This window comes from Agrobacterium sp. 10MFCol1.1 (assembly GCF_000381165.1).
GTDB lineage: Bacteria > Pseudomonadota > Alphaproteobacteria > Rhizobiales > Rhizobiaceae > Agrobacterium > Agrobacterium tumefaciens.
In genome coordinates, this window is record NZ_KB906076.1 from 381,660 (window position 1) to 402,507 (window position 20,848).

The window sequence follows — 20,848 nt, forward strand, 5'->3', positions numbered from 1 at the left end:
TTGTCGCGAATGATTGCGTGACTTTTTAACCCGTGTGCACTTTGGCGCTTCTTTTCCATGTCGCACCGTTTCCAAAATGTACGGGTGACTTGCACTAGGCCACACCTGCACCGCAGGACTGCGGGCACGGCAGAATTTTCGCGTGCTGGCTAGCGGTGTCGCTCACAGGTTACCCTTTCCCACCGGAATTTCATCGAATGGTCCATTGACGAGGATCAAGGCTATCTCACCGCAACTGCTTCATCCTGAAGTGAAAGTTCAGGAGGAACAAAATGAGCTTCGCTACGCTATTGCAGATCACGACAGGTGAGCCTGCCTCGCCCGAGTCAAACATGGATTTCAATTTGGCCGATGCGATGGAAAGCCATCTTTCCGTGCTGTTGATCGGCATTGCTTCACCACCCCCCGTCGGTGCCCATATGGAGAGCGTGTCAGCAGCGTGGTTAGACGAGCGGCAGGCCGACCAAGACAGGCTGGCACGGCAAGTATTTGCTCTCGAAAATTATCTGAAAGGCAAGATTTCTTCGTTTGATATTGAGGAAGCCTATACCGAAATATTCAATCTGGACAATGTTGTCGGGTATCGAGCGCAATTCGCCGACGCTGTTGCGATCGGCCCGGATATTCTAAACGATCCTGGCGTGCGTGATGCCATCCTTGACGGAGCTCTTTTTCACGCCGGTGTACCGATTTTGGTCGATCCCTTGCGCAGCCTTTCTTGGGACAAGAACTCCGTTCTGATTGCCTGGTCTGATGCGCCGGAAACAGCTGCGGCCGTTCGGGCGAGCGTTCCCTTTTTGAAAAGGGCGCGGTCTGTCGAGATCATTGTCGTCGATCCTGACGACGATCGGGAGCTGGCGCCAGGATTGCGATCGTATCTATCTCATCAGCAGATTAGTGCTTCGATTGAAAGCATAAAGAGCGAAGGCCGGACGATAGCCGAGACGATCGAAACCTATGCGGAGCGCTTGCAGTCAAGTCTCATCGTCATGGGCGCATACGGCCACTCCCGGCTGCGCGAACGTATTTTCGGCGGCGTCACGCGCACTATGATCGAAAACACCAGGCGGCCGCTCTTTCTGGCGCGATAATACCTAAAAAAAGGGAATTGGCGCATTCGGGCGCCGACAGACGACCAGCGCAGCTTCTTATCAAGAGGAAAAGAAGATGAAAGCGCTCGTTTTTCAAGGACCAGGTCAGAAGGCGCTCATCGAAAGGCCGATTCCCGCCCTTCGCACCGCAACCGATGCGCTGGTGAGAATGACTAGAACGACGATTTGCGGCACTGACCTTGCATATCCTCAAAGGTGACGTTCCAAAGTGTGCACTGGGCCACATCCCTGGGCATGAGGGTGTCGGTATCATCGTGGATGTGGGCTCTGCTGTATCGCAATTCAAAAAGTGCGACCGGGTGCTTATTTCCTGCAATTCGTAGTGTGGCCAGTGTGAACTGTTGCCGACGGGGAACGTATTCGCATTGTGCCACCGGCGGCTGGATATTGGGCAATACGATCGATGGCACGCACGCAGAATACGTCCGTATTCCGCATGCCGAGAGCGGTCTTTATCCCAACTCACCAGGTGCAGATGAAGACGCCCTTGTCACGTTAAGTGACATCCTTCCAACGGAATTTAAATGCGGCGTCCTCAACGGCAAGGTTCAACCCGACAATACGATGGCGATCGTCGGCGTTGTGCCGATCGGATTGGCAGCGCTCTTGACGGCACCATTCTATACACCTGCCGAGATTGTTATGTTGATCTAGACGATCACCGGCTTGAGACGGCCAGACAAGTCGGTGCGACCCGGACCATCAGTGCCGTTGATCCCGACGCAGCAGCACGTATTCTTGACCTGACCGACGGCAAGGGCGTCGATCCTGTGATCGAGGCCGTTGGCGTGCCCGCCACATTCGAGTTTTGCCAGGAGATCACCGCACCACGCGGCTGGTCGTTACCGTTGCCACCCCAATGCTGCTGTGGACCTTGGCGTCCGGCAAGGTCGACGTGAAGAAATTGATTACTCATCATTTCAGGCTTGACGACATTCCTGGTGCCTATGACACGTTCAGCCGTGCGGCCAGCACCCACGCGCTCAAGGTCATTATCGAGATGCAAACGGAAGAGGAAAATGTACGCAGATCTGGCCAGTCCAGCGCAGAAGGCCTGGTCGAGGACGGTGTTGATCTGGTCACCCGGACGGGTCTGTCCCTTCATATCGCTCTGTGCCACATAATGATGAGGAGCGTCTGCGGGAATTGTTCTCCCTTGTAACACCGCAGGATTTCCGCTTCCGCTTTTTCGGCGGCATCGGTAAAGTAAGTCACGAACGTCTTGTCGCGATGACCCGCTTCGACCATCGTTCGACAGAGAATTATCTGGTTTTCGCTGGCGATACAAATATCCTCATTGCGTCGGCGATGATGGCCTGTGATGCGTCGGGGTTGAAAGCGGAGGTCGCCATTGCAGTGAATGCGCAATACAAGAACAGGGGGCGTTGCATCGGAGTTGCTTCGGTATGTTGCCGATGAGGCCAGAGCAAAAGGCGTCCGCACATTGCAGTCAATCGAACGTCGCGAGCATCATGATGCGGTTCGGCTTGAGCAGGAGCAGGGTTTGTGGCCAAACCTTTTGAAGGAGATGCAACGCTGGTTTTGATCGAAACGAATCTCACGTAACGCACCTATCGGGAAGCTCCTTTTTGTGGCGCATTTCCGGTAAAATGGTGAGTGGCGTGCCTCTGGAATTAAGTAAGAAACCAGAAGAGATCGCGCTGGACGATTTCCTTTTAGTCCGATGCACTCTGCGGGCCAGCTTCATCAAGAGTGCGTCTTATCTTGCGGAGGATGACGCCCCTTCGTTTTTCGTCGGCTGCCTTTTCCAGCTGGTCCTGCAGGTCCAGAATCAGAGATTGAAACTCGTTGCGCCAGTCCCGGCATCCAACCCGTACCGGTTTAATCCGCGGCAATCCTTGCCGCGTGTAGGTGGCAAGGGTGCCATCGGATGTGAGGTGGTAGGTTGTGTCCAACTCGGGTTCGATGATTTTGAGCGACGGGTCCATTGTCGCGAGACGCGTATTGAGACCGGCAATGGCAGGGCGCTCGCCGTGGACGAGGAAAACGCCCTGTTTCACAGGCAACCGGGCAGCCACCCAAGCCGCCAGCTCCGGCCCGTCAGCGTGACCGCTATAGACGTCGAGTTTGCGGATGCTCGCTCGCACGACGATCTCCTCACCCTGGATACGGACCCTGGATGCCTTTTCCTCCAAAATCCGGCCCAACGTGCCTGACGCCTGATAGCCGACCAGCAGAACCGTCGCTTCCTCACGCCACAACCAGTTCTTCAGACGATGGCGAATGCGGCCTGCCTCGCACATGCCGCTTGCAGCAATCACGATGTGGAAACCTTTCAAGTTGTCTATGGATTTGGATTGCTCTGCGGTTTCCGTGAAGCGAATTTGCCGGGAGCTGAGCGCACGCACGAGAAGATCGCCATTTTCAAGCTCACGGGCATGACGAATAAACACTTCGGTAGCGCGCGTTGCCAGTGGTGAATCTATAATTATCGGGCATTTGGCGATAGCGCCCCTGTCCAGCAGGCTGACAAGATCTGCCAGGAGCTCCTGCGTGCGTTCGACGGCAAACGAAGGAATGAGAAGTGCGCCATTGTGATGACGCGCGGCAAGGCAAACTTCGTCGCGCAGCATTATCCGCCTTTGCGCTATGGAGGGATCATGTCTGTCAACATCGCCATAAGTGCTCTCGCACACCAGATAGTCCAGCCCTGACGGACCCTCTGGAGCGGTATGGAAAAGTTTGTGCTGCGGCCCTATATCGCCGGAGAATAGGATGCGCTGACGATCCTGCCCGTCTCCGACTTCGATTTCAACAGAGGCGGAGCCGAGAAGATGTCCGGCCTTCCAGAAACGGAACCGACATCCTGGCGAAAGCACCATCCACTGTTCCATTGGGTGTGCACGCATCTGGATGAGGGCAGCGGCCGCGTCCGTTGCTGTATAGATCGGCTCAACCGGTTTTCGACCACGGCGTTCGTTCCGCCGATTGAGCTGATCGACTTCCATTTCCTGGATATGGCCTGAATCCAGCAGCATAACCGCACACAGATCAAGTGTCGCAGCGGTACTATAGATTGGACCACCGTACCCTTCCTTCACGAGCTTCGGCACGAGCCCTGTATGGTCTATGTGGGCGTGGGTGAGAATGACGGCCGTTAATTCCACAGGCGCGAATGGGAAGGGTCGGTAGTTGAGTTCTTTTTCCGTTTTGGATCCCTGAAACAGCCCGCAATCGATCAGCACACGTTCGTCGCCGCTTTCAAGAAGAAAGCAGGAGCCTGTTACCGTGCCAGCTGCGCCATGGAAGGTAATTCGGGGATTGTATGACATGTGACCACCTCACAAACACTCGCGCCTAAACGACCGGGGCGGGCAGTTGTGGCGCCAGCGCTTCGGGAGTTTCCGTCATTGTGCATTGGTCAGCAAAAGGATACTGGTGACCTATACCCCACTTTCCAGTGCGACCTCCACGACCTTGGTCGGATCGACAATGCCTCCTGCAGCGGGTCGACGTAGCAATTGCTCGCCGCATCGAAGCCAACGGTTCCTTGGCGGCGCGCGATGCCGGGAGACGCTTAGAAAGCTCGTCTCTGCCGCGCACGACAAAGATATCCTCAATCCCGATTAGCTAGATTGAGAAAAGCCTCTTGTCGTGACGGACAATCGGAACTGGAAAAATGGCGCGCTCGGTACGCGCCTTAAGTCATCTTGCTGTCCTTGTCGAAATCAGGCAGCCTTGATCTCGATCGTCTTTTCGTTCTTCTTTACTTCTGCACTTTTCGGCAGATTGATCTTGAGAAGGCCGTTTTCAAACGTCGCCGCCACCTTGTCGACATCGACGTTTACCGGCACGGAAAAGCTTCGCTGGAAGGAGCCGTAGCGACGTTCTGAAAGATGATATTCTTTTTGTTTGTCTTCTTTGTCTTCCTGCTTTTCACCACGGATCGTCAACAGTCCGTTTGAAAGCTTGACCTCAATGTTCTTTGCATCGAGGCCGGGGCATTCGGCAATGACCTCGTAGGCCTCATCTTTTTCGACGAGGTCGACCGCCGGCGAGGCGCTCCATCCTTTCAGGCTTGGAAAAACCCCGCCGAATAAGGAGCGGTCGGGCGCATGCCTTGATGTGGGTACGAAACCGTCGAAAAGGCGATCGATCTCGGAGCGAAGCGTTTCGAGTGGGGGCCAGAAAGTTCCCGCCGGTTTCACCGGCGCTTCGTCGGTCTTCGCCGGAAGTTTGGTTTGGGCCACAGCCATGATATTTCTCCTCAAGTTGAAGAAAGTGACGGTTGAAACGGCGACGTGACGTCGTTTCAACATTTTGCGGCGCTTCATTGAGCGTCTCGATTGAACCGCACTGCAATCAGATCCGCATTGACAGGGATCAACGGAACTATTCACCCTCTCCAGGCTCTAGATCGTTACGGTAGGCACGTTGTGAAGATCGATAGGGGATTTGGAATTTCTCACTCGTGATTGACGAAGATCATCGCGGGTCTGCAATCCTTTATGCACACTCTACTCATCGAATTGATCATCAATATGAAGGAGCCATGTCCATGTCCGTGAAAACCATACTTGCTGTCATCGGTGCACATGATGCCGCGGCAGATATCAGTCAGGCGATCGACCTTGCTCGCGAACTAGACAGCCATCTCTCCATTCTCGTCCTCGGCGCGGCGCTCTCGCCCGTTACCGCCGACTATCCCGTTACGACGGTCTGGCTAGAGGAGCGGCAAAACGAAATTGATGAACTGATGAAAATCAGGAAGGAGGCGGAGAACCTTTGCAACATAAATGGCGTCACCTACGACGTAGATCAACTTTATGAAGACCGTTTTATCATTGAAAACAATCTCTGCATGCGGGCCATGTGTGCCGATATCGTCGTCGCCGGTAATGGTATACGTAAAGATATCGACCTTCGTAAAACGGTAATGGCTGCAACGATATTCGATGCTCGCAGCCCGCTGATGTTTATGGCAACTCAAGGCAGAACAAGCCTGAAGCCCAAAAGAGTGCTGCTGGCCTGGAATTCCCGGCCCGAGGCAGCACGCGCGGCCAAGGAGGCTTTGCCTATGCTGGTGCGTGCGGATGCGGTTCATATCGTTCTGGTTGACCCGGATGGGTCCTATCTCTTCAATGGCGGAGAACCGGGTGCAGATATCGCTACCTTTCTTTCTCGCCACAACGTTAAGACCATCGTCGAACAACTGGCGAGTGCTGAAAGAAGTACCGAAGCCGTTATCCAGCAGCGCGCACGGGAGATCGGTAGCGACATTATCGTCATGGGGGCCTATGGCCATTCGCGACTGCGGGAGCGGATTTTCGGGGGCGTCACGGCATCGATATTGGACGAATGCCAGTTGCCGGTCTTTTTCGCCCGATAGCGCTATCGGATCTGCCGGAGAGAATTACGCTTGCGTGTAATACTATACCGCGACTATGGGCGCCTTTGCTCGGATTAACCATCTTCTTATTCGAAGGGCGCGCAACGCATTAAGGACGACCGCGACGTCAATCACTTCCTGGACAATTGCGCCCTCGACTGGTCTGAGATACCCGAACGATGCAGCGGTCATGGCGGCTACGGATAGCCCGATTCCGGCCACGACGCTCTGCATCGCAATCCGCCGGCAGTCTCTTGCGATTCGTACGCCGTCGCCGATGCGTTCCAGCCGTTCGGCAAGCAGAACCGCATCCGCTGCTTCAACTGCTGCTGCCGATCCATGCACGCCCATGGCCAGTCCGATATCCGCCGCAGCGAGTGCCGGCGCATCGTTTACCCCGTCGCCAACCATCATGGTAGGCGCTTGGCGGACTTCCTTTTGCACCAGTTCGATCTTTTGCAATGGCGTAAGTTCGGCCCGGATTTCATCGAGGGGTAAATCCTTGGCTACGCTACGCGCCACATCGGCACGATCGCCGGTCGCAAGAATCATTCGGTTCACCCCGAGCCGCTTAAGATCGACCAGGGCTTCTCCAGCGCCCTCGCGTAGCGCGTCGCTAAAAAGCAGTGTGCCGGCAAATTTTCCATCGACAGCAATCGCGGCGGTCATCACTTCGGCCTGACCGAGAGTTGGCACATCGGCTACCTTCGAAGCAATATAGTTCAGCCCTCCTATGGAAACCTGCGTGCATCCAATCGTACCTGAAATCCCTTCGCCCGGTTTTTCCGACACGTGCGTGGGCGGCGTCAATGCAAGGCCGCGGTCAAGGGCGACCGCAACCACCGCGCGCGCCGCCGCATGGTTGGAGCCCTGATCGAGAGAGGCAGTCAGCCGGAGCAGATCGTTTTCATCCGCTAATGCATTAATGACTGCAAGATGCGGCCGACCGTCGGTCAGAGTTCCAGTCTTGTCAAGAATGAGTGTTCGCACTTGCCCAAGCTTTTCAAGAATATCGGCCCCTTTTACGATTAGCCCAACACTCGCTGAGCGCGACATGCCTGCCGTCCAGGCAATAGGTACGGCCAGGATGAGAGGGCATGGGGTCGCCACGACCAGCACGGCGACCGCACGAACCGGATCACCAGTCAGTAGCCATGCAAGACCCGCTATCGAAAGCGTCGTCAGGAGAAAGGCAAGGGCGTAGCGGTCAGCCAGACGCGACATATGTGCCTTGCTGTTGTGAGCAGCCTCGACCAGCCGGATGATTCCGGCGTAGGTGCTTTCGCTTGCCGGTTTGGTGACAATCATTTCGAAGAGGTTGCCAGCATTGGCAGACCCGCTCATGACAGGCTGTCCGCGTTTTCTGTTGACGGGTAAGGCTTCGCCGGTGAGTGCCGCCTCGTCCAGAACGGCGTCTTCTGCAAGCGCACCGTCAGCAGGCACAATGTCGCCCCTTCGCACAACAAGCCGATCGCCAGTTTCGACCGCCTCGATGGTGATTTCTTCCAGATTTTCGCCCCGGCGCCGCGTTGCCAATCGGGGTGCCCGCTGGAGAAGCGCAGTCATCTCCCGCCGCGCGCGACCTTCGGCGATGCTTTCCAGATATTGACCGCCGGAATACATCAGGGCGACGACGGCGGCAGCCAGATGTTCGCCGAAAATCAATGCCGAGCTCATTGATAACAGCGCGATCGTATCGAGTCCGAATTCCTTTCGCCGAAGGCTGACGAAAATCTGTCCCGTAAGCGCAAGGATCACAAGAATGGTCGTAGCTATCAGCGCGGTATCGTAGACAACATTGAAACCACCAAGCATCCCGATGAGGGCAGTTGCAAGTCCCCCGAGCGAGGTGACGACTAGCGCTGGACGTAGTCGCTTCAATATATCGGCAAGGGAGTGATTGCGCATTATGGCCCTCCACGATGGATGTCACGGAATTGTCTATGATACCGACTGTCGCGCGGGCGGCGTTGTCTTGCCCGCAACCTCAGCCTTGCCAGGTCCAGTTGCGGATTTCTGGCATGTCTTCGCCATATTCCCGGACGTAACGTGTATGTTCCGCAAGTTTTGCCTCGAGCATTCCCACAACGCCTGCAGCCTTATTCCTGAGGCCTGGCACACGATCGATTGCCGAAAGGGCGAGGTGGAACCGGTCGAGTTCGTTCAGAACCGTCATATCGAAGGGCGTCGTGGTTGTCCCCTCTTCGATGAAACCGCGGACATGGATATTTTGGTGGTTGGTACGCTTGTACGTGAGCCGATGGATCAGATATGGATAGCCGTGATAGGCGAAGATGACCGGCCGATCTGTGGTGAAAAGGCGGTCAAATTCCTCATCCGACAGCCCGTGCGGGTGTTGTTCCTGCGATTGAAGCGTCATCAGGTCAACGACATTGACGACGCGGATCTTCAGTTCGGGTATCGCCTGCCGTAGCAGGGTCACGGCGGCCAGCGTTTCCATCGTCGGCACGTCGCCGGCGCAGGCCATCACGACGTCGGGTGCTATGACACCATCCTCATTACCAGCCCAGTCCCATATGCCGATACCGGCCTCGCAATGCTTCACCGCCTCATCGATGGTCAGCCATTGTGGTTCCGGTTGCTTGCCGGCTACGATGACGTTGATGCGGTTCCATGTCCTCAGACAATGGTCGCCGACCCAGAGCAGGGTGTTGGCGTCCGGCGGCAAATAGATGCGGACGATATCGGCTTTCTTGTTGGCGACGAGGTCGATGAAGCCAGGGTCCTGATGGGAAAAGCCATTGTGGTCCTGCCGCCAGACATGCGAGGTGAGCAGATAGTTTAGAGAGGAGACCGGCTTGCGCCAAGGCAGTTCACGAGCGACCTTCAGCCACTTGGCATGCTGGTTGAACATTGAATCGACAATGTGGATAAAGGCTTCGTAACAGGAAAAGAAGCCATGCCGGCCGGTGAGGAGATAACCTTCCAGCCAGCCGTGGCACAGATGTTCGGAAAGCACCTCCATCACCCGTCCGTCGCGTGACAGGTGGACATCGTAAGGCTTGATTTCCTGCATCCAGACCCGGCTTGTGGCGTCGAAGACCGCTCCGAGGCGGTTCGATTCCGTTTCATCCGGTCCGAAGATGCGGAAGTTGGCGTCAGTACGGTTAAGCTTGAGAATATCGCGCAGATATCTGCCGAGGATTTCTGTCGTCTGGATCATAAGCGCGCCACGTTTTTCCACCGGGACCGCATAATCGCGGATATCCGGTACGCGAAGCTCCTTGCGCAAAATGCCACCATTTGCATGCGGATTGGCACCCATGCGCCGTGTGCCCACCGGAGAAAGGGCGCGCAGCTCCTCTTTCAGCCGGCCGTTCGCGTCGAAAAGATCATCGGGATGGTAACTGCGCATCCAATCTTCGAGGATCCTGCGGTGGCCTTCATTCTCGCGGCAATTGGCGACCGGCACCTGATGGGCACGCCAGAAGTCTTCGACCTTCTTGCCGTCTACTTCCTTGGGTCCTGTCCAGCCCTTGGGACTGCGCAATAAGATCATCGGCCAGCGCGGCAGGCCATCCAGTCCCCCGCCACGGGCATCAGCCTGAATGGCGCGGATGCGGTCGATGGCCTGATCGAGAGCGGCCGCCATTTGCCGGTGCATCTTTTCCGGTTCATGTCCTTCGACAAAGAATGGCTCATAGCCGTAACCCCGGAAGAGATGGTCGAGTTCCGTATCGCTCATGCGGGCGAGCAGGGTTGGACTGGCGATCTTGTAGCCGTTAAGATGCAGAATGGGCAGCACCGCCCCGTCGCGCGAGGGGTTCAGGAATTTGCTGGAATGCCAGCTTGCCGCGAGCGCTCCGGTCTCGGCCTCTCCATCACCCACAACACAGGTGACGATCAGCTCCGGATTGTCAAAGGCCGCGCCATAGGCATGCACCAGAGCATAACCGAGCTCGCCGCCCTCGTGAATGGAGCCGGGTGTTTCCGGAGCGGCATGGCTTGGTATGCCGCCTGGAAACGAGAACTGCCTGAAAAGTTTCCTCATGCCCGCAGCGTCCTCGGAAATCTGCGGGTAGATTTCGCTGTAGCTTCCTTCGAGATAGGTGCTTGCCACCATGCCAGGGCCCCCATGACCGGGACCGCAGACATAGATCATATCGAGATCGCGGTTGCGGATGACACGGTTGAGATGGGTGTAAATGAAATTTAGACCAGGCGTCGTGCCCCAGTGGCCGAGCAGGCGCGGCTTGATGTGCTCTGCCCGCAGCGGCTCGCGCAGAAGCGGATTGTCGAGCAGGTATATCTGGCCGATTGAGAGGTAATTGGCGGCGCGCCAGTAGCGATCCACAAGCGCGAGTTCCTGAGAGGTGATCTCGCAAGTTGTCATCGAAACATTTTCGGGCTGCATGGTACTGCTCCTTGAAATTCAGTTCAGTTTGCGACGTGCGGAGGACGTCATCCGCCCGGTGAGAAAATGGAGAGGCACTCCTCGGCAATCATCTGCTCTTCGTCTGTGGGGATGACATGGATGGCAATGCGGCTTGCCTGAGTGCTGATCGCCAGCGCGTTGCGCCGATTGGCGTGCTCGTCAAGCTCGGCGCCCAGCCAGAGCAGCCGGCTTGCGATCCCGGCGCGGATATCCGGCTGGTTCTCGCCAATGCCGGCGGTGAAGACCAGCCCGTTCAGCCCGCCAAGTGTTGAAGTCAGACGACCGATCTCGCCGGCGACCCTGAGTATGAAAAGCTCGATCGCTTCGCGAGCTTGCCTACTATTGTCCTTGAGAAGCTCACGGGTGTCGCCGCTAAGGCCCGAAACGCCGAGAAGACCGGACCTGTGGTAAAGTATATCTTCGAGTTCTGCTCGCGTTTTCCCCAGCGGCCCAATTAAATGAAGCAGCACCCCTGGATCGATTGCACCGGGACGCTTCGCCATGGGAATGCCGTCGAGGGTGGAAAAGCCCATACTCGTATCACAGCTTTTGCCGCGCTCGATGGCGCAAAGACTTGCGCCGCTCCCGAGATGGGCGATTATTACCTTTCCGTCGGCGATCTCGGGCGCCCTTTCGGTCAGAGCTCGCGCCACGTAACGGAAGGAAAGCCCGTGAAAGCCGTAGCGCTTTATGCCCTGGTCGTGAAAGGCGCGGGGAATGGCGAAGCGTCGTACAAGGTCGGTCTGCGTTGAATGAAAAGTCGTGTCGAAGGAGGCCGTCTGCAAGAGTTTCGGTTGCAGGTGCGTCACTGCCCGAACCAGTCGCAACGCCTGCGGCTGATGCAGCGGCGCCATGTCCACGAGTGATCGCATCCGTTCCATGGTTTGATCGTTGATCCGGGCCGGACCGTCGAAAAGGTTGCCGCCGTGCACGATACGGTGACCGGCGGCCACCACATTGTCGAGATCGAAGTGGGCTGCCAGCGTGCAAAACACCTCCTTCATCAGCGCGGCAAGATCGTCATCAGCGCCGGTTTTCAAGGGTAGATTAAGACGCGCCGGTCCTTTCGCCAGATCGAGCGTCAATGGTCTATCGGAAATATCAACCACTGCCTTGCCGATACGTTTCGGTGTTTGCTGCTCCAGTTTGAAAATACCGATCTTCACTGTTGAGGAGCCGGTATTGAAGGTAAGAAGGAGGGGGTCATTCATGCGGACTCTCCGTGGGCATATCGCCAGCTCTGCCAGCCATTGCATTGTCAAAATGGCGAGGCGCCTTCCTCGGTTATCCTTCAGCCATTCCAATCTATCGGTGATCGCACACACTTTGCCTTGACATAGCGCAATCCACGGTGGTTTCGCCAAGTGGTTGTTCCAGTAAATGCATGCATGCGTCGAAGGCTGTTGATCACCATCAATGTGAAAAATCCCCGGTACCGGAAGATCGGAACGATTACTTGGGAGATCAGAAATGTCAGGAGACTACGAGGTCGGTTTGCTCACCCTTTCCAACGTCGCTCGCGCTTATGCCGTTATCCAGCATCTCTTCTCGTCGGTTTCGTTTCAGGAATGGCAGGCTGAAACCGACACTGATCAGAAACGGCGCAATTGGCTCACTGTAACCGACAGGGCGGGAGTGATACGCGGCGTCTGCTTTGTATTTGTCACCGATCGCCGGCAATCCCCACAAATGGAGGTTCCGGTCTTTGCTTCCTTCAGCCTGTTTGACGAACAAGGTGTTTCGCGGCTGCTGTTTGATGAGGTCAAGGAAAAAGCCAGAGAGCTGAAATGTCAGCGCATTCATTTCTGGCCTGCAGGACCTAAAGGCTGGTCGCTCGTCAGCGACCCATCCAAACGACCAGGTTCGGGTGACGGCTTGATTTATGATCTTCGTACTGCCGATGAGGGTGCCTCTTCCATCGACGCGGAAAAGACGTAACCGACGCCGCGAACGGACTTGATGATGCTTGGATGCTTACTGTTTGTTTCTATTTTCCGGCGCAGACGCGCGACCTGCGCGTCGATGGACCGGTCGAATGCTTCCCGACGGCGTGCTCGCGTCTCCTCCAACAGAAAATCGCGGGTCAGAACACGCCCAGGATTCTTGGCAAAGGTGACAAGCATGTCAAATTCACCTGTCGTCAGGTCAATTTGTGTTCCTTCCCGCGACAGGAGATTTCGGCAGGGCACATCAAGCGTCCAGCCATCGAAGTAAAAAATTTCATTGCGGCGCGGCGAACCGCGCGGCAGACGGCGCCGCAGGATTGACTTCAGCCTCGCATGCACTTCGCGAAGATGGAACGGTTTGGCAATATAGTCGTCAGCGCCGATCTCAATACCGACGATGCGGTCCACCACGTCGTCTCGGCCGGAGAGCATGATGATTGGCACATCCGAATTCAGCCGGACTTCTCGAGCGAGATCAAGACCATCCTGAGCACCCGGGAGATTGAGGTCAAGGAGGATAGCATCGATTTCATTGTGTTTCAGATGTGCCCTCATCTGGACACCGTCAGCCGCTGCGCTGACGTGATATCCTTCTCCGTCGAAAAAACGCGTAAGCAGTTGGCGCACCCGCGCATCATCATCGACAACAAGCAAATGGCCGTTCTTCTGTGCCATCCTCTGATCTCGCGTTACAATTTGTCACAGATTAACACTGTTTGTCATCCTTGCGGCATCAACCAGTTATTTTACTTGGTTTAACTCCATCGCAAAGAGATGGAGGTCATCATGTACAGTACAGGCGAATATCGCACTCTTACCCGTCAGATTTTGACACCAGCAGATGAGGTGCATTGCCTGCGGGATATTTTTCGCAATCAGCCTGTAGAGCATCTGGCGGCCGGACGGTCGCTATTCATTGAAGGGGACGAAGCCGAACATGTCTTCGAAGTCACGGACGGCGTATTGCGAATATTCAAAATTATAGCAGATGGTCGCCGTATCATCACCGGTTTTCTCTTTGCCGGCAATATTCTCGGCATATCTATCCGAAACCGTTACATCTACAGCGCGGAAGCAGTGTCCTCTGCAACGCTGCGCAGGGTTACCTGCAGGCATTTCGAAAAAGCCGTCGGCAACAATCAAATCCTGCGACTGGAAATGTTTGCGCTGGTTTCAGACGAAATGGCTGTCGCCCAACAACAGATGGTGCTGCTGTCATGCAAAAGTGCTGAAGAAAGACTGTGCACGTTTCTTATGACGTTTCTGGAACGTAAAGCGCGGCGGGGAGAGTGGGAAAAAACGATCGAACTCCCCATGTGTCGTCAGGATGTTGCCGATTATCTCGGGCTTACGATCGAAACCGTTTCACGCACCTTCACGAAGCTTATCAACAGGGGCGTCCTTCGGATTGAAAATGCTGGCGCGCGTCAAACAATCATGATCGACAAGCCGCTTCTCCTTGCACAATTAGCCGGTGACGGTGATGATTATTCCGACGTGCGGCAGAAACTGGTCGTTCATGGTGGACGGCACCGCCACTAGCAAGCGTCGCTCAACGAGATAACGATGCCTGAAATTTTGCGACCGGAAGAGGGAGGAAAGCTGCAGCTTCAGTCCGTTATCACCCTGCTGGATGGTGCCAGCATCGTAGTTCATGGAATGGACGGAAAGATCACGGGCTGGACCACAGGCTGCGAGCATCTTTACGGATGGAATAGAATGGAGGCGATTGGAAAGATCGTCCACGATCTTCTTTCCACCCAGTTCCCTTTGCCGCTGCCTGAACTGCGGCAACGCGTTTCCCACCAGGGATCATGGAGTGGCGAAGTCGTTCATTACCATAAGGACGGTCACAAGCTCCTGATCGCGACGAGATGGGTATTCGTAGAGTTTGGTGGCGAGCAGCCACCGGTCATTGTGCAGACCAACAATGATGTGACGGATTTGAAAAGAATGCAGGACGAACTGGCCCGGCGCGAGGCGCACCTTCTTTCCATTTTGGAAACTGTTCCCGACGCGATGGTTGTCATCGACGAAGGAGGTATCATTTCGTCCTTCAGCGCTGCGGCTGAGCGGCTCTTCGGCTATGATACAAATGAGGTTGTCGGCCACAATGTCAGGATGCTGATGCCGGACCCGGACCGGGCAGCGCATGACGGATATATCGCACGCTATTTGTCGACCGGGGAAAGACGCGTCATCGGCTATGGACGTGTAGTGACCGGACAAAGAAAGGATGGCTCGCGTTTTCCCATGGAGCTTTCAGTGGGGGAGGCAATCGCCAACGGCGATCGTATTTTTACGGGCTTCATACGCGATCTGACCAGCCGACAGAAAATCGAGGAGGAATTGCGCCAGGCGCAAAAAATGGAAGCGGTCGGTCAACTGACGGGCGGCCTGGCTCATGACTTTAACAACCTTCTCACCGTCATAAGCGGTAACCTCGAAATGGCTGAAAGCAGGCTCACCGACAAGACTATCCGGCATTTCCTTCGGGAAGCGCAGGGTGCTGCTGAAGACGGTGCAAGATTGACGAGCCAGCTTCTGGCCTTTGGCCGTCGGCAGCCGCTCAACCCGCGACAGTCTGACATTGCCGAACTCATAGGCGCGTTTTCCGATTTGATGCGAAGAACACTTGGTGAGGCGATCGAATTCAAAACGATTATAGCGGGTTCAGAGACCGAGGCTCTGGTGGACAGTTCGCAGCTGCAGAGCGCTCTTTTAAACCTCGCTATCAATGCGCGCGATGCCATGCCAAAGGGTGGAATGCTGATAATAGAGGTTGCGCGCGTCAAACTTGATATAGACTATGCAGAGATGTACCCAAGTATAAAACCTGGCAACTACGTGCAGATATCCGTCACAGATACGGGAGCGGGTATGACGCCGGAGGTTAAACAGAAGGCATTCGAACCTTTTTTTACCACCAAGGAAGTTGGAGCCGGCACAGGCTTGGGATTGAGCATGGTTTATGGCTTCGCCAAACAGTCGGGTGGCAACGTTCAGATTTACAGCGAGGCGGGGCAGGGGACGACTGTCCGGATCTTTCTTCCAGCAGCTCTGGATAACGCCAATCCGCCGGAGAACGATATCACGGACTTCCCAGCCACAATTGGATCCGGGGGCAGAGAGAGGATTCTCGTTGTGGAGGACGATGCTCGCGTCCGACGCGTCGCGGTCATGAGGCTCGCCGCTCTGGGCTACGGCGTTGTGGAAGCGGCCAACGGTGTTGAGGCGCTCGAGCTGCTTGAGCATCATTCCGATATTGCACTTCTTTTTTCAGACATCGTGATGCCAGGTGGCATGGCGGGCGACGAGCTTGCGGAACTTGCCCGTGCTTTGCGGCCGGACATCAAGGTCTTGTTTACGTCGGGTTATGCGGAGCCGGCCATTGCCGGGCGACATTTGGCCGCGAAGGGAAGCTGGCTTAAAAAACCCTACACTGCCCGCGAACTGGCAGTGAGCCTGCGCGAACTCCTGGATCAGGATGAGGATCGGTTCTGAAAAGGCGGGGGACCGAAGCGTTAAGCCGCTTCATTCGTTTCCAAGGTTGGACGGTGCGGCGCGTATTGGTCTGATCAAGGCAAGAAATCGGCAAGATTGGCAAACCACCCTATATGCTCGTACCAGCCGTGGCCAGCAGCAAGGTAGCCCAGAAGCGGACGGGTCCAGTCGCAAGCGAGAGCCAGGCGCCGAAGCACATTGGCAGTAATGGCAGCGAAATCGAGTGCACAACCTTGACGGCCGTAGACGTCATTCCGACCAGCGGGGATGCGCAGAGCACCGGCGGTGCGGCTTCGGTAAGGGTCACTGATCACCCTTCGATAGGGCTGAGCCGTTGCCAAAGATCCGTGCAGTAAGTTCTTCGCTACCGTCCAGCTTTTCTCGAAAGCCATTTTCCATGAGCTCATTTCCAATCAAGCGGTGCTGCTCGAGCAGGTCACTTAATATTTTCTGTCGAGCTTCTGAAGGGATCTCCAGATCGCACACAATACTCATTTGTGCCTCTAGCTTTTCGAGCTTCTTGATGAGCTTGTCGAAGGCTCTGGACATAAAAAGCTATCCCATTTTTCAAGATGTTTCTAAAGTAGTGAAATTGATCAAAGGAATACATTGATGCGGATCAATGGCTGACATGAGAGAAGAGCATGTGGTATGGCTCTCATTCGCAAACCGTCTCCGCCCATTGGGTTCCGCCTCTTCTGCATCGAGGATGTCGCGCAGGTATTTGGCATCCACCCCTCACGAAATTACGAGGATGCGATCTATTCACCGCCACGTCTGGCCGATTAAAGCTATTTTCCGCCACGCGTCATGCTAGCAGCCTGATGAGGTCACTATCTGCATCCTGGCCACCTACGTCGAAACGGGAGAGCCCGCGCTCGCGCGAGCGGGCTCTGTATTTTTGAACTTCGCGTCTGTGAGCTGGCCACCGTACGCTCCTAGCTATTCCCAGTGATACACACGGGAATATCTTGTCCTGCGGCTTGCTCCTCGTGTCGCGTTGTGGCTCCGATAATGTCCAGGTCGACGGTTCAAGGCGTTTAAGCTTTCTCAGGCGTTGGTTGGCAGACCGCCTAGGTGCAGTTTCATTTGCCTGAGGCAATCGCCGGGCTGAGGCGGATCAAACTAAGGATCTCAAAGAGCATTTGGGCGCCGATATGGGCGGTATTGGTGTTTGTGTCATATTGTGGAGCGACCTCAACGACGTCGCCACCGACGAAATTCACGCCCTTCAGTCCGTGAAGTATGTCGAGCGCCTGCCGGCTGGTGAGCCCCCCGATTTCTGGCGTCCCAGTGCCCGGCGCGAAGGCCGGATCGAGGCTATCGATATCGAAGGACAAATAGGTCGGGCCATCGCCAACCACTGCGCGCGCCTTTTCGATGATGGCGTCAATGCCCATCCTGCCAAGATCTTCAGCATGGATCACGGTCATGCCGCTCTCGTAGGAAAATTCCCAGAGATACTCCGCCGCACCGCGAATGCCGATCTGCACCACGCGGGTGGGATCGAGCACGCCGTCGAGAACCGCGTTGCGGAATGGGCCGCCGTGGTGGAATTTGGTAAGATCATAGGCACCGCCGGTGTCGCAATGCGCATCAATGTGAATCATGCCAACGGGACGGTCCCGGCCGACGGCTTTCAGGATCGGATGAGTGATCGAATGGTCGCCGCCAACCGAGAGCGGGATGACGCCTGCCTGTACGACCCTTGTGAAATAAGCCTCGATATCCTCATGGCTCATCTCAAGTCGGTAGCGGCTGCGAAACGGCACATCACCGATATCAGCCACCTTCATCTCGAACAGTGGCGCGGTTTTGAGGACATGATTGTAAGGCCCGACCCGTTCGATTGATCGCAAGGCGCGTGGCCCAAAGCGCGAACCCGGCCGATTGGTGACGCCAAGGTCCATCGGTACCCCGATCAAGGCGACGTCGAGATCATCAACATCGGGCTGAACGGGATCGATCGCCCGATAGGCGGCGTCGAGCAACGTTGGTATGCCGCTATAGGGCGCGGCGCGTGTACCGCTTGCCGAAAAAATACGGTCGGCTACGGCGCGGAACTCGGGATCGTGAATGGTTCCGCCGTGGCCTTCGCCATAACGCGCGCGCAGGCGCATGAGTGCATCTTCATCGAAAGCCATGGGCATATTTCCTTTTTTGATCAGTGGAATTTACAGACGGGCCGCTTCCTGGGCCTCGAAATGGTGGGTGATTTCGCGGCCGGTCGCGATCCACACATCGCCTTTGGCAATCACATGCTTCAGAAAGTCGCGCAGCAGGTGCCAGCGCATCGGTCGGCCGGATACTTGCGGATGAAGAACGAGCGTGGTCACCCCGCCCCAGGCATGGGTTGCCTCGAACTCGTCAATCCAGAGCGGCAGGATCGTGTCGCGCCCGAAGATCGCGCGCGGACTGGTTCGACTGGTCATGCCGAAATTCCAGTCGTCGAACGCATAGTTGACAGGGATTTCGACCGGGCCTGGAACGCCACCGCTTGCCGCGTGACGGTAGGGCAAAATGTCGTCCCGGAAGGAACTGGAATAGCGGATGCCTGACTTTTTCAGGTAGGCAAGGAGCTCGGGAAAATTTTCGCCAGATGGTGCGCGGTAGCCGACAGGACGAACCCCGAGCGCCGACTGCAATGCCTCGAAGCCGCGGTCGATTTCCTCCATGGCATCATCGAGCCTGGTGCGATCAGGCAGCGTGTGCAGATATCCGTGATGACCGATCTCGTGGCCGGCTGCCACCATGGCCTCGCATTCTGCCCGATGCGCAAGCGCTGTCCAGCCGGGTGTGAAGAAAGTGGCCTTCAGACCAAGCTCGTCCATCAGGCCAAGGATCCGGGCTATGCCGACGCGGGCATCATAACCACCATGCGAGGTGGTGACCATGCGATCGACATTGGATGGATTATTGCCGATCCAGGCGGTCTCGGCATCGACATCAAAACCGATGAACAGCGCGCTCCTTGCGCCGTTCGGCCAGGTCATTTCCTGTGCCTTCGCTGCCGGGTTGAGGGGACGTGGTGTCATATCGAAGGTCATGGACCTGCCTTTCAGCGGAAGGTGGGACGTGTTTCGGCATGCCCGGACATCTGTGCCTCGATCTCCGTACAATCGTTTATCTGCTCAAGCTTGCCGAGCATCTGCCAGAGAGTCTCCACCCGGTCTTCCGGCAGGCTCATGGCAGTCAGTTCTCGGAATTTCGCTGCAACGGCGGAAGCGGGCATTGGTCGCTCGGCAGAGCCGGTGGCGCGCGGTACCATCCGCTCGACAACAAGGCCATCACGGAAGGTCAGTGTCACCACAGGCTCTGCCATGGCATTCATCGATGGATCAACGTAAATGTCGATGCGGTCCATCATCGCCTGCACCTCCAGATGCTTGCGTCGCTCCTCTGTATAGGCCTGAAGGCCCGCAGTGCCGAAGGCGCATCGGGCGGCAAGCGCGTAAGGCAGGCTCATCTGGGTCGGCGCCATGGCGCCCGCGACCTTTGCGCCACACATATTCGCCAGCATGCCGCTCATGCGAAGGCCGATCCGGGCGATCACTTCAGGCGCGCGATCGGTTTCGGCGAGTAGGTCGTCGAGCGCATCGACGGCGGAATGCGCGCCTCGGCAGGACGCGTAGGGTTTTAGCACCGCCCGGTTGACCTTCCAGACATCGCCGAGCCCTTCCGACAAGAGGTCAGGCTCGCAGGCTGACCTGTTGAACGAGGTGAAGAAGCCACCCCATACCTCATCAAACACCCGTGAGGGTCCGGCAAAGCCTTTGGCGGCGAGCAAGGCTGCGACCAGGCCGCCTTCCGCCGCCCGACCGGCATGCAGCTTCTTTGCCTGCGAACCGTCATGAATAAAGGCCCAAAGACCAGAGGAGAAACTTGTCGCCAGGGTCATAGCGTCTCGAGTAGCCGACGCATCGAGTCCGAGCAGGTTTGAGACGGCAGCAGCAGCAGCAACGGTGCCACAGGTGCCGGTGGAATGCCAACCAAGTCCATTGTGGGCGTCATAGCCGCCGGTCGCTTCAAGGATGCGGCGTCCCGCATCATAGCCGGCGACAACGGCGGCGATCATCCGCTTGCCGTCCACGGGCCGAGCCACTTCATGCAGTGCCGAAAAGACGGCGGGCATGATCACCGCGCCCGAATGATCGCAGCCGCCCGCATCATCCAGTTCGAAGGCATGGGCCGCGACACCATTTATCAGCGCTGCATCTCGCGGCGAGCCGGATAGGCCTGTCCCCCAAAGTCGCGTCGCGCCCTTCGGGTGCATCGCCTGGTGCGTGATTGCAAATTCGCCGGAGCGGGCACCGGCGATGGCGGCCGCCAGGGTGTCGGCGATGTGAACCTTCACCTTTGCAACCACACTGGCGGGGATGGCATCGTGGTCAAGCGCTGAGACGAATTGCGCGAGCTTGTCAATTGGCGTGTTGGCGACAGGACGGGTCATAGTGAAACTCTGGAACAAGGGAAGGCCCGCAAGATCAACACGGGAGAACTTCCGGCCGCGAAACCAACGCGGCCGGGTGAATTTGTAACC

The 20,848-nt window shown here is 56.5% G+C and carries 20 protein-coding genes; 10 read left to right on the plus strand and 10 right to left on the minus strand.

Going from position 1 to position 20,848, the window contains the following annotated elements; genetic code table 11:
• Positions 1–272: 272 nt before the first annotated feature.
• The 6 genes from F617_RS0115195 to F617_RS27545 all read left to right on the plus strand — a co-directional run bounded on the left by F617_RS0115195 (position 273) and on the right by F617_RS27545 (position 2,531).
• Entirely contained in the window at positions 273–1,091 is an 819-nt protein-coding gene (locus tag F617_RS0115195; RefSeq protein ID WP_026330881.1) for a universal stress protein, read from the plus strand.
• Positions 1,092–1,291: 200 nt separating this feature from the next.
• A complete protein-coding gene (locus F617_RS29100) occupies positions 1,292–1,435 on the plus strand; it encodes an alcohol dehydrogenase catalytic domain-containing protein (protein ID WP_305879422.1) in 144 nt (47 codons plus the stop codon).
• Positions 1,436–1,499: 64 nt separating this feature from the next.
• Entirely contained in the window at positions 1,500–1,766 is a 267-nt protein-coding gene (locus F617_RS29105) for a hypothetical protein (RefSeq protein WP_019565900.1), read from the plus strand.
• A 47-nt stretch (positions 1,767–1,813) separates the two neighbouring features.
• Entirely contained in the window at positions 1,814–2,011 is a 198-nt protein-coding gene (locus F617_RS29110; RefSeq protein WP_305879424.1) for a hypothetical protein, read from the plus strand.
• Complete coding sequence (locus tag F617_RS29115; protein ID WP_305879423.1) at positions 2,008–2,274, plus strand: hypothetical protein; 267 nt, start codon at positions 2,008–2,010, stop codon at positions 2,272–2,274. The genes F617_RS29110 and F617_RS29115 overlap by 4 nt, the downstream gene beginning before the upstream one ends.
• Positions 2,259–2,531, plus strand: a complete 273-nt coding sequence (locus tag F617_RS27545; RefSeq protein ID WP_051093863.1) for a hypothetical protein — start codon at positions 2,259–2,261, stop codon at positions 2,529–2,531. The genes F617_RS29115 and F617_RS27545 overlap by 16 nt, the downstream gene beginning before the upstream one ends.
• A 257-nt stretch (positions 2,532–2,788) precedes the next feature.
• On the opposite strand, the gene F617_RS0115215 is transcribed toward F617_RS27545, so the two are convergent.
• Together F617_RS0115215 and F617_RS0115220 are read right to left on the minus strand one after the other, a co-directional pair.
• Positions 2,789–4,405: an MBL fold metallo-hydrolase gene (locus tag F617_RS0115215; protein ID WP_019565901.1), complete on the minus strand. Its 1,617-nt coding sequence runs from the start codon at positions 4,403–4,405 to the stop codon at positions 2,789–2,791.
• Between the two features lie 396 nt (positions 4,406–4,801).
• Positions 4,802–5,329, minus strand: coding sequence for an Hsp20/alpha crystallin family protein (locus F617_RS0115220; protein WP_019565902.1), 528 nt, complete (start codon positions 5,327–5,329; stop codon positions 4,802–4,804).
• A 302-nt stretch (positions 5,330–5,631) separates the two neighbouring features.
• Between F617_RS0115220 and F617_RS0115225 the strand changes: the two genes are divergently transcribed.
• Positions 5,632–6,462: a universal stress protein gene (locus F617_RS0115225; protein ID WP_236742563.1), complete on the plus strand. Its 831-nt coding sequence runs from the start codon at positions 5,632–5,634 to the stop codon at positions 6,460–6,462.
• 42 nt (positions 6,463–6,504) lie between these two features.
• Here the strand turns inward: F617_RS0115225 and F617_RS0115230 are convergent, their stop codons facing one another.
• The 3 genes from F617_RS0115230 to F617_RS0115240 form a co-directional block, all read right to left on the minus strand.
• The gene (locus tag F617_RS0115230) at positions 6,505–8,277 is read right to left on the minus strand and encodes a heavy metal translocating P-type ATPase (protein WP_019565904.1); all 1,773 of its coding nucleotides are present in this window, start codon (positions 8,275–8,277) and stop codon (positions 6,505–6,507) included.
• A 172-nt stretch (positions 8,278–8,449) separates the two neighbouring features.
• Positions 8,450–10,837, minus strand: coding sequence for a phosphoketolase (locus tag F617_RS0115235; RefSeq protein WP_019565905.1), 2,388 nt, complete (start codon positions 10,835–10,837; stop codon positions 8,450–8,452).
• 47 nt (positions 10,838–10,884) lie between these two features.
• Positions 10,885–12,069 carry an acetate/propionate family kinase gene (locus F617_RS0115240; RefSeq protein WP_019565906.1) on the minus strand — a complete coding sequence of 395 codons (1,185 nt, stop codon included), beginning with the start codon at positions 12,067–12,069 and terminating at the stop codon, positions 10,885–10,887.
• 283 nt (positions 12,070–12,352) lie between these two features.
• Here F617_RS0115240 and F617_RS0115245 point away from each other — a divergent pair, with 283 nt between their 5' ends.
• Positions 12,353–12,796, plus strand: a complete 444-nt coding sequence (locus tag F617_RS0115245; RefSeq protein ID WP_155846271.1) for a hypothetical protein — start codon at positions 12,353–12,355, stop codon at positions 12,794–12,796.
• On the opposite strand, the gene F617_RS0115250 is transcribed toward F617_RS0115245, so the two are convergent.
• Positions 12,739–13,479 (minus strand): response regulator, encoded by a 741-nt coding sequence (locus F617_RS0115250; RefSeq protein ID WP_019565908.1) that lies wholly within the window; start codon positions 13,477–13,479, stop codon positions 12,739–12,741. The genes F617_RS0115245 and F617_RS0115250 overlap by 58 nt on opposite strands.
• 111 nt (positions 13,480–13,590) lie before the next feature.
• On the opposite strand from F617_RS0115250, the gene F617_RS0115255 reads away from it, so the two are divergent.
• Together F617_RS0115255 and F617_RS0115260 are read left to right on the plus strand one after the other, a co-directional pair.
• Positions 13,591–14,346: a helix-turn-helix domain-containing protein gene (locus tag F617_RS0115255; RefSeq protein WP_051093869.1), complete on the plus strand. Its 756-nt coding sequence runs from the start codon at positions 13,591–13,593 to the stop codon at positions 14,344–14,346.
• A 24-nt stretch (positions 14,347–14,370) separates the two neighbouring features.
• The gene (locus F617_RS0115260; protein ID WP_019565910.1) at positions 14,371–16,308 is read left to right on the plus strand and encodes a PAS domain-containing sensor histidine kinase; all 1,938 of its coding nucleotides are present in this window, start codon (positions 14,371–14,373) and stop codon (positions 16,306–16,308) included.
• Positions 16,309–16,611: 303 nt separating this feature from the next.
• Here the strand turns inward: F617_RS0115260 and F617_RS0115265 are convergent, their stop codons facing one another.
• The 4 genes from F617_RS0115265 to F617_RS0115285 all read right to left on the minus strand — a co-directional run bounded on the left by F617_RS0115265 (position 16,612) and on the right by F617_RS0115285 (position 20,758).
• A complete protein-coding gene (locus F617_RS0115265; RefSeq protein WP_003516900.1) occupies positions 16,612–16,857 on the minus strand; it encodes a hypothetical protein in 246 nt (81 codons plus the stop codon).
• Between the two features lie 536 nt (positions 16,858–17,393).
• Positions 17,394–18,452, minus strand: coding sequence for an agmatinase (gene speB, locus F617_RS0115275; RefSeq protein WP_019565911.1), 1,059 nt, complete (start codon positions 18,450–18,452; stop codon positions 17,394–17,396).
• Between the two features lie 30 nt (positions 18,453–18,482).
• Entirely contained in the window at positions 18,483–19,355 is an 873-nt protein-coding gene (locus F617_RS0115280; protein WP_019565912.1) for a polysaccharide deacetylase, read from the minus strand.
• A gap of 11 nt (positions 19,356–19,366) precedes the next feature.
• On the minus strand, positions 19,367–20,758 hold the full coding sequence (locus tag F617_RS0115285) for an MmgE/PrpD family protein (protein ID WP_026330883.1): 1,392 nt from the start codon (positions 20,756–20,758) through the stop codon (positions 19,367–19,369).
• Between the last annotated feature and the right edge of the window lie 90 nt (positions 20,759–20,848).

Coding starts and splice junctions, on each gene's coding strand:
- F617_RS0115260 (WP_019565910.1), top strand. CDS start 14,371: ATGCCTGAAATTTTGCGACCGGAAGAGGGAGGAAAGCTGCAGCTTCAG.
- F617_RS0115225 (WP_236742563.1), top strand. CDS start 5,632: ATGTCCGTGAAAACCATACTTGCTGTCATCGGTGCACATGATGCCGCG.
- F617_RS0115230 (WP_019565904.1), bottom strand. CDS start 8,277: ATGCTTGGTGGTTTCAATGTTGTCTACGATACCGCGCTGATAGCTACG.
- F617_RS0115235 (WP_019565905.1), bottom strand. CDS start 10,837: ATGCAGCCCGAAAATGTTTCGATGACAACTTGCGAGATCACCTCTCAG.
- F617_RS0115280 (WP_019565912.1), bottom strand. CDS start 19,355: ATGACCTTCGATATGACACCACGTCCCCTCAACCCGGCAGCGAAGGCA.
- F617_RS0115195 (WP_026330881.1), top strand. CDS start 273: ATGAGCTTCGCTACGCTATTGCAGATCACGACAGGTGAGCCTGCCTCG.
- F617_RS0115220 (WP_019565902.1), bottom strand. CDS start 5,329: ATGGCTGTGGCCCAAACCAAACTTCCGGCGAAGACCGACGAAGCGCCG.
- F617_RS0115285 (WP_026330883.1), bottom strand. CDS start 20,758: ATGACCCGTCCTGTCGCCAACACGCCAATTGACAAGCTCGCGCAATTC.
- F617_RS0115255 (WP_051093869.1), top strand. CDS start 13,591: ATGTACAGTACAGGCGAATATCGCACTCTTACCCGTCAGATTTTGACA.
- F617_RS0115215 (WP_019565901.1), bottom strand. CDS start 4,405: ATGTCATACAATCCCCGAATTACCTTCCATGGCGCAGCTGGCACGGTA.
- speB (WP_019565911.1), bottom strand. CDS start 18,452: ATGGCTTTCGATGAAGATGCACTCATGCGCCTGCGCGCGCGTTATGGC.
- F617_RS0115240 (WP_019565906.1), bottom strand. CDS start 12,069: ATGAATGACCCCCTCCTTCTTACCTTCAATACCGGCTCCTCAACAGTG.
- F617_RS0115250 (WP_019565908.1), bottom strand. CDS start 13,479: ATGGCACAGAAGAACGGCCATTTGCTTGTTGTCGATGATGATGCGCGG.
- F617_RS0115265 (WP_003516900.1), bottom strand. CDS start 16,857: ATGTCCAGAGCCTTCGACAAGCTCATCAAGAAGCTCGAAAAGCTAGAG.